A 13821-nucleotide genomic window follows, 5' to 3' on the forward strand; every position below is an offset into this window, starting at 1 on the left:
ATCAGTTTAGTACTTCTTGCATAGCTTCCAATAGTTGCTCGGTAGAGATCATGTGCTCGCCACCGCCTTGTACCATTTGATCACTTCCGCCACCTTTTCCATTAATGAGTGGCAGTGCCTTTGTAGCAATGTCCTTCATACTTTTCTCAACTTTTGCACCACGAGCTGCGACAAACTGAAGCTTGTCTTCATTTTCTGAAACAAGTAATACGATAGCTTCGGTCTGCTCAGCGACAATAGTTCTTGCTAATTTTTGAAGCTCTTGCATAGTGCGCTGATTAAAGGCGGCAGTAATAATGTGCTCGTTACTTGAAACTAGAGCTGCTGCTTCATAATTTAGCAGCTCTTCTTTTGCCGCCAAAAGTGCTTTTTCTGTATTTTTCTGTGTTGTTAAGATTTTTGTAAGTGCTGTAGCGGATTCAGCTTCAGGTACGCTTAATTGTCTTGCCACGTCACCTAGTACTCTTTTTCGCATGGCAAGCTCTGCTAAAACTCGATGGCCACAAACAAAAGAAACACGAATATTGCCTTTCATTTTTTCCGTTCCAAGAATTTTTATCGCGCTGACTTGTCCCGTTGATGTTGGATGGGTACCGCCGCAGCCATTGTAATCAAAATCGGGAATGATCACTAGTCGGATGTCTCCTGTGACCGCTACCTCTTTACGTAGGTTATAGTTTTCAAGTTCCTTTTCTGTAATCCACTTCGTTTCAATTAGACGATTCTCTAAAATAATGTTATTGGCACGAGCTTCCGCGGCTACAAGCTGTTCTTCTGTAAGCGCGTCTACAGCAATATCAATTGTGACCTGCTCACTACCTAAGTGGAAGCTCACAGTTGGTGCATCAAAAAGCTCCACAAAAGCTGCAGTTAAAATATGTTGACCTGCATGCTGCTGCATATGATCAAATCGTCGTTGCCAATTCAATGTACCATGCATTTCTCCAGCCAAATTTGAAGAGTCGCCTTGAATATAATGACGGATTTCATCATTAATTTTCTCGACATCAATGACCTCGATATCATTTAAAGTACCCGTGTCATGAGGTTGTCCGCCTCCGGTTGGATAAAAAGCAGTGTTTGATAGCACCACGTAATTACGGCCTTCTTCGTCAGTTCCTTTACTGACAACTGTTGCATCAAATTCTCGTAGCATAACATCTTGGTAATATAGTAGCTCTTTCAAGAAAAAAGCCTCCTTTAAATATGTAGAGTATCCTTAAGAGAAGCATGTCTCTAAATTAGTTCCATTTTATTGTGGCATAATTACTTATAGGTGTATATGAGTTTTCTAGTTGACCCATGCTGAATTTGATTTAATATATAAAAGAACAGGTTAACTTAAAGGAGATAATACAATGGAAATTACACAATTCTCAGTGGAAGAAATTTTAGATCCAACAAACATTATTGAAGGTAAGCGTTACGAATTTATTTTAGATGTAGATATTGATGAAGAAGATGAGCTTTATCATGAGGCAGGAATTGAAATTCGTGTACTAATCGCTGAAAAAGGTGAAGAGTCATTTATTTTAAATTACTTCATCATAGAAAAAGCTGAAGGTGAGTATTTAGATTTTGCATTAGAGGATGAGGAGCTAGAAGAAATTTTAGCCTTCTGCAAAGAAGAAATTACAAAAGCATAAGTGAAGCGTGCAGGTAAAGAAAAATTTCTTTACCTGTTTTTTATTAAGAATTATTTAAGCTTGCTGAAATAGTAGTGTTGTGTTTAAAGGTTAAACTGAGTTATAGAATAAAAAAAAGAGGATTTTAAAAAAAGAGGTGCTTTATGTCAGTTTATACACATTCTATTATTGTAGCTTTTTTAATAACCATCATGCTATCCTTTGCGCTATTTGTACCTTGGCTTATTTATACGTATCGAAAATACGGCTACTTATCTTTTTCTAAAACAATTATTATGTTCTCATTTATTTTTTACTTTTTATCAGCATTGTGTCTAGTTTTGCTACCTTTCCCAGAAACAAGAGATACTTGCTCTCTACAATCTGCGGATACAGTTTATTATAATTTGCATCCTTTTCAATTTGTCACTGATATTTTAGAAGATAGTGGGATTGTTCTAACGAATCCATCTACATGGCTTTATATCGCGAAACAACCAGCTTTTTTCCAAGCTTTCTACAATTTCTTACTGCTCATGCCGTTTGGCGTATACTTGCGTTATTTTCTTAAAAAAAGAGAGTACTGGAAGCGTGCATTTCTATTTAGCTTTTTGCTAACATTGTTTTATGAGGTAACACAAGTTACAGGAATTTATGGCATTTTTAATTGTGCATACCGGATTTTTGATGTGGATGATTTAATCCTTAATAGTGTTGGAGCGTTAGTAGGGTTCTTTTTAGCACCTGTTGTATGGGCGCTGTTTCCTTCTCATGCAGCGGTGGAGGCTAAAGCAGCAGAAATGGCCAAAAAAGATATCGTCAAGCCATTATCTATTTTGCTGGCACTAGCAATAGATTTATTTATTGCACATTGCATTTGGATGATCATTGGTACTGTAATTGGTTATAGTAATACTTTAGAATTTTTAGTAAAAATTGCTTTGTATTTGTTGCTATTTGGTGTTGTCCCAAGTTTTACAAATGGCGCAACGTTAGGGATGAAATTTATGCGATTTACGATGGTCAGCGAAAACGGCAAAAGTACCATATATCAATCTTGGCGCCGTTGTGCGGCAATTCTCGTAGTAGTATGTATTTCTAAGATCATCGCAATTCTAGGCCATATTCAATTAGATATGGACTCACCATTCTATGTACTACAAATTGTCATTACCATGCTAGCCTTTATAGCGTCCCTTGTTCTAATGATGGTTATTGCTATTCATATAGTTCGTGTCATCATAAGTGGAGGGAGAAGACGTTTATTTATGGACCAGTATGCAGCCTTAATAGCAACGAGGAAAAAATAAGGGGGATTGTTGGATGAAATACGTAATCATCGGTGGAGATGCTGCCGGAATGTCAGCAGCAATGGAAATATATCGAAATGTACCAGGAGCAGAGATTACTTCTTTAGAACGTGGATTTATTTATTCATATGGGCAGTGTGGCTTGCCCTATGTTGTAGATGGGCGTATTTCATCGACAAAGCGTCTTATCGCAAGAGACGTTGAAACATTTCGTGATAAGTATCGTATTGATGCCCGTGTTGGTCATGAGGTTAACGGAATTGATGTAGACAAGAAGCTTGTTCTTGGAACGCAGTCGTCTGGGGAAACATTTGAAATTCCTTATGATAAGCTACTTATTGCAACAGGCGCAGATCCTATTATGCCGGTGGAGAAGGGTTCAGATTTAACGGGTATACACACGGTGAAAACAATACCTCAGCTAGATGATTTACTAGCGGATTTAACGTCAGATATAGAAAATGTAACGATTATAGGTGCAGGTTATATTGGGCTTGAGATGGCCGAGACGATACATGCTTGCGGCAAAAAAGTAAGATTAATTCAACGCGGTAGCTATGTTGCAAGAATTCTAGATGAAGAACTTGCGCTACATGTTCATGAGGAAGCAAAAAAGAATGACATCGAGCTTGTGCTAAATACAAAAGTAGAGGCGTTTGAGGGGAATCAACGGGTTGAGCGTGTAATTACGGACAATGGCGAATTTGATACGGATTTAGTCATTATGGCTACAGGTATTAGACCGAATACACAGTTTTTAGAGGGAACAGGGATCGTGCTAGATAAAAATGGTGCCATTATTGTCAATCGACATTTAGAGACATCTGTCGAAAATATTTATGCTGCAGGAGATTGTGCTACCCATTTTAATATTGTGAAAGAGCGCTTAGATTATGTACCTCTTGGAACGACAGCTAATAAGCAAGGTCGTTTAGCGGGCCTCAATATGTCAGGTAAGTTTGCGCCGTTTCGTGGTATAGTGGGTACTTCAATTTTAAAGTTTTTCAATTTAACGATTGCCACGACAGGTATTAATGAGCGTAATGCAAAAGAGTTAGGTTTTGAATATGAGGCATTTAAATTGTCTGCCCGCCATATTGCGGGTTATTATCCAGGTGCCCAACGGATATTTATTAAAATTGTTGTTCGTAAGCGAGATCAGCAGCTTTTAGGAGCACAAATTGTTGGACCGGCAGGAATTGATAAACGGATCGATGTGTTTGCAACAGCTTTATACAATAAAATGACGTTACCAGATTTACTAGATTTAGATTTAGCCTACGCGCCTCCATTCAATGGTGTTTGGGATCCTCTACAGCAGATTGCCAGAAAAAATGCGCGTTTATAACATAGGGGGAATAAGAAATGAGCATTTACGACATTCAAGTTGCTTTAGAAGATGGTACTGAATATAGCTTAGATCGTTATAAGGGTAAGGCAATGTTAATTGTTAATACGGCTTCCAAATGTGGTTTTACACCGCAATTTGAAGAGTTAGAAGGTTTATATAAAAATTATCAGGATGAGGGCCTTGTGATTCTTGGATTTCCATCAAATCAGTTTAAGCAGGAGGTAGCGACTGCTGAGGAAGCGGCGTCACAATGTCGCTTGACGTATGGTGTGACGTTCCCAATGCATGAAATTGTGAAGGTCAATGGCAAAGATGCACATCCTATTTTTGATTATCTGACATCCCATTCAAAAGGCTTTCTTGGCAACAGTGTAAAGTGGAATTTCACAAAATTCCTTGTGAATCGTAACGGTGAGGTTGTTGGACGTTACGGATCAGCTGATAAGCCAAGTAGCTTTGAGGATGATATAAAAAAAGTATTAGCAGAATAAAGTTAGAGGATTCACGCACAATTTTGTGTGTGAATCTTTTTTAGCTCTTTGGAAGTTGGATGTCGATAAAATTCAGAAGTTGGTTGATAAAACGTGAAAGTTAGTCGATAAAATTCAAAAGTTGGTTGATAAAACGTGAAAGTTAGTCGATAAAGATTAAAAGTTAATCGATAATTCATGAAAGTGCCCCGATAACTAAAAAGTTGAATGACATTTTGTTAAAACTCATGTCATGAGGATAGGTTGATCTTCGTTCTGACTGGGCGACATAATAAAGTAAAAGGATTCACCCACAATTTTGTGTGTGAATCCTTTTTTGCTTTTTGGCAGGTGGATGTCGATAAAATTTAAAAGTTAGGTGATAAAAGTAAAAAGTTGGTTGATAAAAATAAAAAGTTGGGTGACATTTTGTTAGAACTTATGTCATGTAGATAGGTTGATTGGAGTGAAGACTGACGCCCCCAGGAAGCTTTGCTCTGTGCGAAAGCGAAGCAGCAGCAACAATGTTTTATCTGCGCGAAAGCGAAGCGTCAGCGGCAATGTTTTATCTGCGCGAAAGCGAAGCGTCAGCGGCAAAGCGCCCAATCGGAACGGAAATCCACCCCACATTGTGCCTACGATTTAAGGTTGTTGTAAGCTTGCGTCAAATTTGCTGTAAGTTTGGGGTCGTATACTAAAGTCAGAAAGAAGAGGTGAGCGTTTATGACGCCATTATTAAAGGTACAAAATGTTGAAAAGACTTACGGCAAAGGCGCAAATACATTTACAGCGCTATCGAATATATCGTTTGAAGTAGAAAAAGGAGAGTTTGTTGGTGTAATGGGGCCTTCAGGGGCTGGGAAATCGACGCTACTAAATGTATTAGCCACGATTGATACGCCAACGACTGGTGAAATCGTTATTGGCGATGCAAACTTAGCACGCATGAAGGATGCAGAGTTAGCAGATTTTCGCCGTGATAATTTAGGGTTTATCTTCCAAGACTATAACTTACTTGATTCTTTAACAGTTCGTGAAAATATTGTTTTGCCGCTCGCGATTGCAAAAATGCCAATAAAGGTAATTAATGCAAGGGTGGAACGCATAGCCGCACTGTTTGGTATAAAAGAGTTACTCGATAAATATCCATATCAAATTTCAGGTGGGCAAAAGCAACGTACAGCTTCATCCCGTGCGTTAGTAACAGAGCCGAAATTAATTTTTGCGGATGAGCCGACTGGTGCTCTTGATTCAAAATCAGCAACAGACTTGCTTGAAAGTTTAAGTGATCTGAATCATTCTCAAGCTGCCACTATTATGATGGTTACGCATGATGCATTTGCAGCAAGCTTCTGTCAGCGCATACTATTCATTCAGGACGGACAGCTTTCTAAGGAAATTCATCGTGGTACTCAAACAAGAAAGCAGTTCTTCCAAGAGATTTTACAGGTGCTTGCAGGCATCGGAGGTGGAGTAAATGACGTTATTTAGTTTAGCGCGTAAAAATATTCAACGTAATTTGTCGAATTACTTTTTATATATCGCCTCGATGGTATTCAGTATCGTTATTTACTTTACATTTGTCACATTGAAATATAACGATGATCTTTCAGCCTTAAAACAATCGTCACAGCAAATTAAAGGTTTGATGAGTGCATCTTCTGTTGTGCTATTATTCTTTATCGTCATCTTTATGGCGTACTCCAACTCGTTTTTTATGAAGAAACGTAAAAAGGAAGTAGCTCTATACTCACTACTAGGTGTGCGTAAACAGAAAATCGGCTTAATGCTCTTTTTCGAGAACTTAGTAATAGGGCTTGTCTCTTTAGTACTTGGAATTATTCTAGGATTCTTTATGTCACAAGGTTTATTAATGATTTTAGTGCGTCTGATGGGCTATGAGGTTGTAGGTAGTTTAACATTTTCCTCGGAGGCACTAGTAAATACAACAGGGATTTTTACTTTACTATTTTTATTCACATCTTTACAGGGCTATCGTGTCATTTATCAATTTAAACTGATTGACCTGTTTCATGCTGAGAAGCAGGGGGAGCAAATTCCACGTGCATCGCTTTTAGTAGCTCTACTTGGGACGGCGCTAATTGCATTTGGATATTATACAGCGTCCTTAGATATTTTCACGAGTAAGATTTGGAGATTCTTCACAGTATTAGGTACTCCACTAATGGTGATAGGTGTGACAATTGCAGGGACATATCTGTTATTCCATAGTGTTAGCGTATTTGTGTTAATGACGTTGAAAAAAGCAACTTCTTGGTCGTGGAAAGGCTTGAATTTAATTGGTGTATCACAATTATTGTACCGTATTCGAGCAAATGCTAAATCACTTTCAATCATCGCTATTTTAAGTGCGACAACGATCACAGCAGGGGGCGGCGTTTTCGGAATGTACTACAATGCGGAGGCCACTGTACGTCAAATGTTACCTAACACATTTATGTGGAAGGGCGATACGGTGAAATTTTCTCAAGAAGACGTCTTGTACAATGAATCGCTTGCCGTGAAAAATTTACGTGTCGATAATGAATTTTCATTTTTTGAATATACATTATTACAAGAATCCGATTATAATCGTTTAGCAAAATTACAGGGAAAAGATGAAGAACTGCACATTGCAGATGGTTCAACAGTTTTACTTGATGCAAGCTTCGATGAACGTTTTTCACATGATTTTACCGGCGAAGAGTTTAAATTGGAGAACGGGGAATCATTCCATGTTGCTAAAATGTATACAGAGAGTGTATTAAACTTTATGCCAGCTGGTACAGTACTCGTTGTTAATGATAAAGTGTTCGCTGCAACAAATGCAGAAGCTGTTAAAATGCAGGTAGTTGGTATGGATAATGACTTGAAGCAACAAGCCATTTCACAGGAGATTTACAATCAATTATCATCTGAACAGCAGGAAGGGTTTTCAAGTGTTCCGCAAAGTTATGAAGATAGTCTAGCTACTGTAGGATCGCTATTGTTTGTAGGAAGCTTTTTAGGATTAGTATTTTTAGCTGCGACAGGAAGTATTATTTACTTCAAAGTTTTAACAGAGGCAGAGGAAGATCAGTCTAAATATGCAATTTTAAATAAAATCGGTGTTAACAAAAAACAAATATTAAAAACAGTTGCAGGGCAGGTTGCAGTTATCTTTAGTGCACCACTCGTTGTTGGCATCGCACATAGTGCATTTGCGCTGCTAGCCTTTTCACAGCTATTTAGTATGGATATAACTAAACCAGTCGTACTGTGGATGATTGCTTATTCCGCAATTTACGGCATATATTATATCTTTACAGTTCGTTCATTCTATAAAATTGTTAGACAGGGGAATTAATATGAAAAAGGTTTTCTTAGGTATAGGAGCATTGTTCTTATTGTTTGTAGCAGGTCTTGTTGTCCTAATCACCGTGGATTTTAACCGTTTAAATAAAGAAGCATACTATGTTCATATCACTACTGATGGTGAAATAGAGGAATATAAGCTAGATAGTGGAGAAATTATGAAAATGTATTGGTACGAGATACCTGCTTATGACGAAAACGGTAAAGAGCAAACATTAAAGTTTTCAGCTCATAAAAATTTACGTCACGATGCATACATGAAGCTTTATGTAAAAAAAGAAACGGAAGTTACATCATATGATGAAGTAAAATTCCATGAGCTACCTAAAAAAGTTCAGAAGCTAATGAAGAAATAAGAAAAAGGGGTAGTCCGCATAGGGCTACTCCTTTTTTTCTACTGGTAATCGAATAATGACAGTTGTACCTTTTTGTTCTTCGGAGGTCATCGTTACAGTTCCTCCATGCGCTTCAATAATATCTCTAGCGATAGCAGTACCTAACCCAGTGCCAAGTGTTTGCTCAGTATTTGTACCTCGGTAATAGCGTTCAAAAATATGTTCAAGGTCTTCAGCAGAAATGCCGCTACCATTATCAGAAATCGTAATAGAATGATCATCAACATGAATATTGACTGCAACATCTGAAGGATTATGAAGCAATGCATTGTGTAAAAAATTCATCACGGCTCGTCGCATAAAGTGTTCGTCGATGTGATGCTTGATGACTTCTTCAGTTGCATTAAATTCAATATTGGCCTGCTCATATTGTGGTGTATTGAGTGTATCAATAACAATTTCGCGGATAAATTGCACCATATTTACCTCGGTTAAGCTGAGTGGAAGCTGTTGATGTCTTAATCGCATAGTTAAATTTAAATCATCCAATAAATCTTGCATATGCAATGATTGTTTTTCGATAATCTGAGCATATTCTGTTTGTTCATAAGGAGTCGATTTCCCATCATTCAGTAGCTCCGCATAACCACGGATCGAGGCAAGAGGCGTTTTCATATCGTGTGAGACATTACTGATCCATTCCTCGCGTAGTTCTTCTAGTCGCTTTCGTTCTTGTTCATGGGCAGCTAACTCCCTTGATACTTCATTTAAATTTTCAAAAACAGGCTTGTATACACCACCTGGCATTTTTATTGGCTTATGTTCATGATTCTTTAAGTGATGAATTCGTTCGATCATTGCATAAAGTGGCTTTGTTAATGTACGCCCGAAAAACCATCCTACCAATGCTGCTACCAATAGATCCGCTATGACAATAAGAAGCCCGAATTTACCCATAAATTGTAGTACAGATGAGCCAGAAAAATGCATGATGTATCGAGTAACACCACTACCCTTAATGCCGATCAGATAACTAATACTTTCTTTACTGCCCATATACACGGTTGTATCGGCATCGAATTCTTTATATTTATAAACTTGAATGAGGTCTATCGGTGCATAGTGTGAAGGAGCTTTATCTGGTGCAAAATGGGCATCAACGACTTGTCCGTTATGATCAAGCAATTGAATCCAAGCATTCCGCTGATGCAATTGTTGAAGCCCTTCTTTACTTACGGAAGGTGTTCCGTTATTTATATCGATATATTGTTGAAAATCACGAACGTATTTTTCCTCTGAATACTGAGAAACATTATAATTACTGAACTGTTGGAAAATAAAAAACCCAATTAAAATTGCTGTATTCACAAAAATAACAATGATGACAATGGAAAGCACAGACAGTAGAAAGCGGGCAGTTAGTTTCCATTTCATCCCTGTTCCTCTTTGGGGATGACAAATTTATAGCCCAGCCCTTTTATAGTTGTAATATACACAGGTTTTGAAGCATCTTTTTCAATCTTTTCGCGCAGTCGTCGAATATGCACCATAACGGTATTGTCTGAGCCGAAAAAGTCCTCTCCCCAAACACGCTCGAACAACGTCTCTTTACTTAATATTCGATTTGGATTGTGCATAAAGCAAGCCATCAAGCCAATCTCCTTCGCTGTTAGCTCCAATAAAACGCCGTCCTTATGTACCTCCGTTTCATCTCCATTTAACAGGAATGGTCCAACTTGTATGGTCTTTACAGGGGTAACTGGTGCAGTCTCCTGCATTTGATAGCCGGCTCTACGAAGCTGAGCCTTTACTCGATAGGCGACTTCCTTAGGACTAAAAGGTTTCGTAATATAATCGTCTCCACCAATAGCAAGTCCTAAAAGTTTATCAATTTCCTCATTTTTCGCTGACATGAAAAGGACTGGTACATGCGACACTTCTCGAATACGTCGGCATAAATCGTAGCCCTCACCATCTGGAAGCATCACATCGAGAAGTACAATATCGGGTTGTGTCTGTTGAAAACTCGTCCAAGCTTCTTGAATAGAGCCAGCCGTATGAATTTGCTGATAGCCCTCTTTTTGTAGACTGACTTTTAGCAGGTTAGCTAAATCAGCCTCATCATCCACCACTAAAATAGTTGGTTCTTGCATGATTAAACACGTCCTTCCTCTTTTAATGTAATCACTAATAGTTTTTTAACAATAACGCATTGCTATTACTTTTGAAAGTAGCTTGAAGGACTTTTTCTTATTATAAATGAAACCTACTTGAAAGAAGTAAACGGAAATGGTGCTAAAAGTGAGGACAATGGCATTTCCTATAAATCAGGCGCTACTGTACAGGCCATTGAACCAGCGGCTACATCCATTACATTTGTTCCTGTTATCTATTTCTCCTTGGGCTCAGGGCAAGGTATGGAAATAAAAGAGATGGATTCTGTGACAATCCCATTAAATTAAGATTACCCACGGAAAGTGTGCATATCCACAATTGAAATATAATAATCTATGAAAGGTGAACGAAAGGGTTTTTGAGCAATCAAAAAGCACAGAGACCCTTTATTGGTGTAAATCGTCATAAGAATTTTTATGAATAGACTATTGGAGCTTTTTTTAACCATTGTAGTCTTAGTATTTTTAGGGATACCAAGGTCTCTTTGAAACTTTTTACAGATGAAAAGCGTAATAATAGTATCAACCATTTAGGAGGAAAATGATGTTTAAAAAAATAGCAGCAGACGCGCTTGGACTTTCAGATATTGGGGTAGTTGTTACTCGTGAGGACTATGATAAGACGGATGCAGATGATTTTATCCTGCATGAAATTGATGAGAAAATATATTTTTTAATTAAGACGAAATCAGATGAGTATTGCTTTACAAATCGTGCAATTATTCATGTAGACGGTGAAAGCGCAATGAGCAAAAAGCGTTTACTGCGTCGTTACGACTACGCAATGCACCATATTAGTGAAGTTTTCCTCGAAACGGCAGGAACTATTGATCTTGATGTCGAAATTAAATTTACAATCGACAATACGCCATTATCAATTGACATTCATAAACGTTTTATTGATGACATTAAAGATTTATATAAAGCGTTGCATGCCATTAGCTATGAGCAAAAGCAAAATGCATACAAGTTAGAGGTGGCAGAAAAGAGTTTATCCATTGCTTCTTCTTCAATTGGTCGTATCGGTAATGACAATGTCACACCGTCTGCATCATTCGAGGAAATCACACGTTTTTCTAATAATTGGATGATTGACCATAAGGACAAATACAAGAAAGAAGATTTCTCACATATTTTTGATTTATACATGAATAACTAAGGAAATATAGGGCTACTAAGAAGAAAACTAGTATGCTTGAAGATATTCTTCCATGCACAATATATGTACAGTTTAAATATATTGGTATGGTCTAATACACGACGTACTTATATATTCATAGTACTAAAACTACCGACATATAATAAGAAATGAAGATAATTGTGGTCCAAATAAAGTGCAGACTTTTACAATACATTTGTACGAGTCTGCGCTTTTTTATGTATAGATAGCTTTAAAATAGTAGAAATACACTGATAAAGAAGTGATTTCTATACAATTTTGAATTATCAATGCATATGTGTAGTGACATTTTCCTCGAAATGGCAGGGAATATCGATCTTAATGTCGAAATTTAACTTTATATAGGAGAATTTTTTAGACACTTTAAGTTTTTAACAAAAATCTATATACATAAAATCAGAACTAGGGGCGTGACGAAAAATGATAAACGAATTGCATGTGCTTGAAAAAGAAGAAAAGGAAAGTGACGACCTTGTACAGCAGCCGCAAGCCGTCGAAACATTATTCGTAAATGAGTTCATAGATGGTATTTTAGACCCTCAGCAAAAAATGCTTGGTCCTGTAAAAGATGGTGGGACAATTATTGCTAATACGACGCCAGGATGTTGGGGCCCGATGCTAACACCGACGATCCGTGGTGGGCATGAAGTGACAAAGCCTGTATTTGTAGAAGGGGCAGAGGTAGGGGATGCCATTGTCATCAAAATTAAATCCATACAGGTGACATCATTAGCAACAGCATCTGGACACGATGAGGCAATTCCGGATCGATCTATTGGGGATCCATTCGTATCAGTAAAATGCCCGGGCTGTGGTAAGCTGCATCCAAGTACAGTTGTCAAAGGGATAGGTCGGCAGTCCATTCGCTGTTCGACATGTGATACAGAAACATCACCTTTTAACATGACAAATGGTTATACAATGGCATTAGATCATAAAGGTAATATTGGTGTGACTGTTGGACGAGAAGGGGCTCGCCGTATTGCTCTTGATGCGAAAAATTATATGCGTACACCTGAAAATTCTGTGCAAAATCCTGTAGTAGCATTAGCACCAAGTGATTTGATAGGTGTTATGGCAAGAATGCGTCCGTTTTTAGGGCAGCTTGGAACGACACCTTCAAAGGCGATGCCAGACTCTCATAATGCTGGTGATTTCGGTGCGTTTTTAATCGGAGCACCACATGAATATGCATTTACGCAGACGGAATTAGATACACATCGCACAGATGGGCATATGGATATAAGCCGTGTTCGAGAGGGAGCGACAATTATTTGTCCCGTAAAGGTTCCAGGCGGTGGTGTGTATATTGGTGATATGCACGCAATGCAAGGGGACGGCGAAATTGCAGGACATACAACGGATGTTGCTGGTATTGTTCAACTACAGGTAAGTGTATTGAAAAAAGTAGATTTGGACGGTCCTATTTTGTTGCCAAATACAGAAGATTTACCGTATACAGCGAAACCTTTTACAAAGGAAGAAAAACGTCGTGCACGTGAGCTTGCAGAGGAATTTGGTGTTAAACACGTGGAGGAGGCATTCCCTGTATCGGTGGTTGGCTCTGGAACGTCATTAAATGAGGCAACAACTAATGCTATAAGCCGTGCTGCAAGGCTCTTTGAGATGAGTGAGCCAGAGGTTATGAATCGAGCGACAATTACAGGCTCGATTGAAATTGGTCGTCATCCAGGAGTCGTCACAGCAACCTTCCAAGTACCTAAAACAGTACTGAAAAAAGCACGAATTTATAAGCCAGTGAAAAAACAATATGATTAAATGCATAAAGAGAAGCCTGAAAAGAAAGCAAACTAGAAGTATTTTATAGTTTGCTTTTTTGTGTTGTAGGGAGGAAATCTGTCGCTGCGCTTTCGGGGCAGAAAAACATTTTTGCATCTGCCGCTACACTTTCGATGCAGAAAAAAATGAGGCTGGGACAAAACCCATCTCTAAACTAAAAAGCCGGTGAAATTTTACGATCAGTAAAATTTCACCGGCTTTAAATTTTTTTCATAAAAAATA

14 protein-coding genes are annotated in these 13821 nt (G+C 38.1%); 11 read left to right on the forward strand and 3 right to left on the reverse strand.

Translation table 11 applies throughout. The features are described 5' to 3' along the window. Position 1: 1 nt before the first annotated feature. Positions 2–1186: an alanyl-tRNA editing protein gene (locus ACVWXS_RS16310; RefSeq protein WP_456959092.1), complete on the reverse strand. Its 1185-nt coding sequence runs from the start codon at positions 1184–1186 to the stop codon at positions 2–4. A gap of 172 nt (positions 1187–1358) precedes the next feature. Here ACVWXS_RS16310 and ACVWXS_RS16315 point away from each other — a divergent pair, with 172 nt between their 5' ends. From ACVWXS_RS16315 to ACVWXS_RS16350, 8 genes are all read left to right on the forward strand, one after another. After that, entirely contained in the window at positions 1359–1646 is a 288-nt protein-coding gene (locus ACVWXS_RS16315; RefSeq protein WP_374964199.1) for a DUF6509 family protein, read from the forward strand. A 143-nt stretch (positions 1647–1789) separates the two neighbouring features. Next, positions 1790–2935 (forward strand): VanZ family protein, encoded by a 1146-nt coding sequence (locus ACVWXS_RS16320; RefSeq protein ID WP_456959095.1) that lies wholly within the window; start codon positions 1790–1792, stop codon positions 2933–2935. 13 nt (positions 2936–2948) lie between these two features. Next, on the forward strand, positions 2949–4283 hold the full coding sequence (locus ACVWXS_RS16325; RefSeq protein WP_368638033.1) for an FAD-dependent oxidoreductase: 1335 nt from the start codon (positions 2949–2951) through the stop codon (positions 4281–4283). A 17-nt stretch (positions 4284–4300) separates the two neighbouring features. Further along, a complete protein-coding gene (locus ACVWXS_RS16330; RefSeq protein ID WP_456959097.1) occupies positions 4301–4777 on the forward strand; it encodes a glutathione peroxidase in 477 nt (158 codons plus the stop codon). 503 nt (positions 4778–5280) lie between these two features. After that, on the forward strand, positions 5281–5454 hold the full coding sequence (locus ACVWXS_RS16335) for a hypothetical protein (protein WP_456959099.1): 174 nt from the start codon (positions 5281–5283) through the stop codon (positions 5452–5454). A 25-nt stretch (positions 5455–5479) separates the two neighbouring features. After that, positions 5480–6247 carry an ABC transporter ATP-binding protein gene (locus ACVWXS_RS16340; protein WP_456959100.1) on the forward strand — a complete coding sequence of 256 codons (768 nt, stop codon included), beginning with the start codon at positions 5480–5482 and terminating at the stop codon, positions 6245–6247. After that, positions 6234–8102 carry an FtsX-like permease family protein gene (locus ACVWXS_RS16345; RefSeq protein ID WP_456959102.1) on the forward strand — a complete coding sequence of 623 codons (1869 nt, stop codon included), beginning with the start codon at positions 6234–6236 and terminating at the stop codon, positions 8100–8102. The genes ACVWXS_RS16340 and ACVWXS_RS16345 overlap by 14 nt, the downstream gene beginning before the upstream one ends. A 1-nt stretch (position 8103) precedes the next feature. Continuing rightward, entirely contained in the window at positions 8104–8466 is a 363-nt protein-coding gene (locus ACVWXS_RS16350; RefSeq protein ID WP_456959104.1) for a YxeA family protein, read from the forward strand. Between the two features lie 24 nt (positions 8467–8490). Here ACVWXS_RS16350 and ACVWXS_RS16355 read toward each other — a convergent pair whose 3' ends face one another. Both ACVWXS_RS16355 and ACVWXS_RS16360 read right to left on the reverse strand, forming a co-directional pair. Beyond that, positions 8491–9879, reverse strand: a complete 1389-nt coding sequence (locus tag ACVWXS_RS16355) for a sensor histidine kinase (protein WP_456959106.1) — start codon at positions 9877–9879, stop codon at positions 8491–8493. Continuing rightward, positions 9876–10598, reverse strand: coding sequence for a response regulator transcription factor (locus ACVWXS_RS16360; protein WP_368638026.1), 723 nt, complete (start codon positions 10596–10598; stop codon positions 9876–9878). The genes ACVWXS_RS16355 and ACVWXS_RS16360 overlap by 4 nt, the downstream gene beginning before the upstream one ends. Before the next feature lie 117 nt (positions 10599–10715). Between ACVWXS_RS16360 and ACVWXS_RS16365 the strand changes: the two genes are divergently transcribed. The 3 genes from ACVWXS_RS16365 to ACVWXS_RS16375 all read left to right on the forward strand — a co-directional run bounded on the left by ACVWXS_RS16365 (position 10716) and on the right by ACVWXS_RS16375 (position 13578). Next, on the forward strand, positions 10716–10907 hold the full coding sequence (locus tag ACVWXS_RS16365) for a hypothetical protein (protein ID WP_456959108.1): 192 nt from the start codon (positions 10716–10718) through the stop codon (positions 10905–10907). Positions 10908–11163: 256 nt separating this feature from the next. Further along, the gene (locus ACVWXS_RS16370; protein WP_368638025.1) at positions 11164–11778 is read left to right on the forward strand and encodes a PH domain-containing protein; all 615 of its coding nucleotides are present in this window, start codon (positions 11164–11166) and stop codon (positions 11776–11778) included. Between the two features lie 441 nt (positions 11779–12219). Beyond that, complete coding sequence (locus ACVWXS_RS16375; protein WP_456959110.1) at positions 12220–13578, forward strand: acetamidase/formamidase family protein; 1359 nt, start codon at positions 12220–12222, stop codon at positions 13576–13578. The last annotated feature ends 243 nt before the right edge of the window (positions 13579–13821 follow it).

Source organism: Lysinibacillus sp. TE18511, from assembly GCF_054062295.1.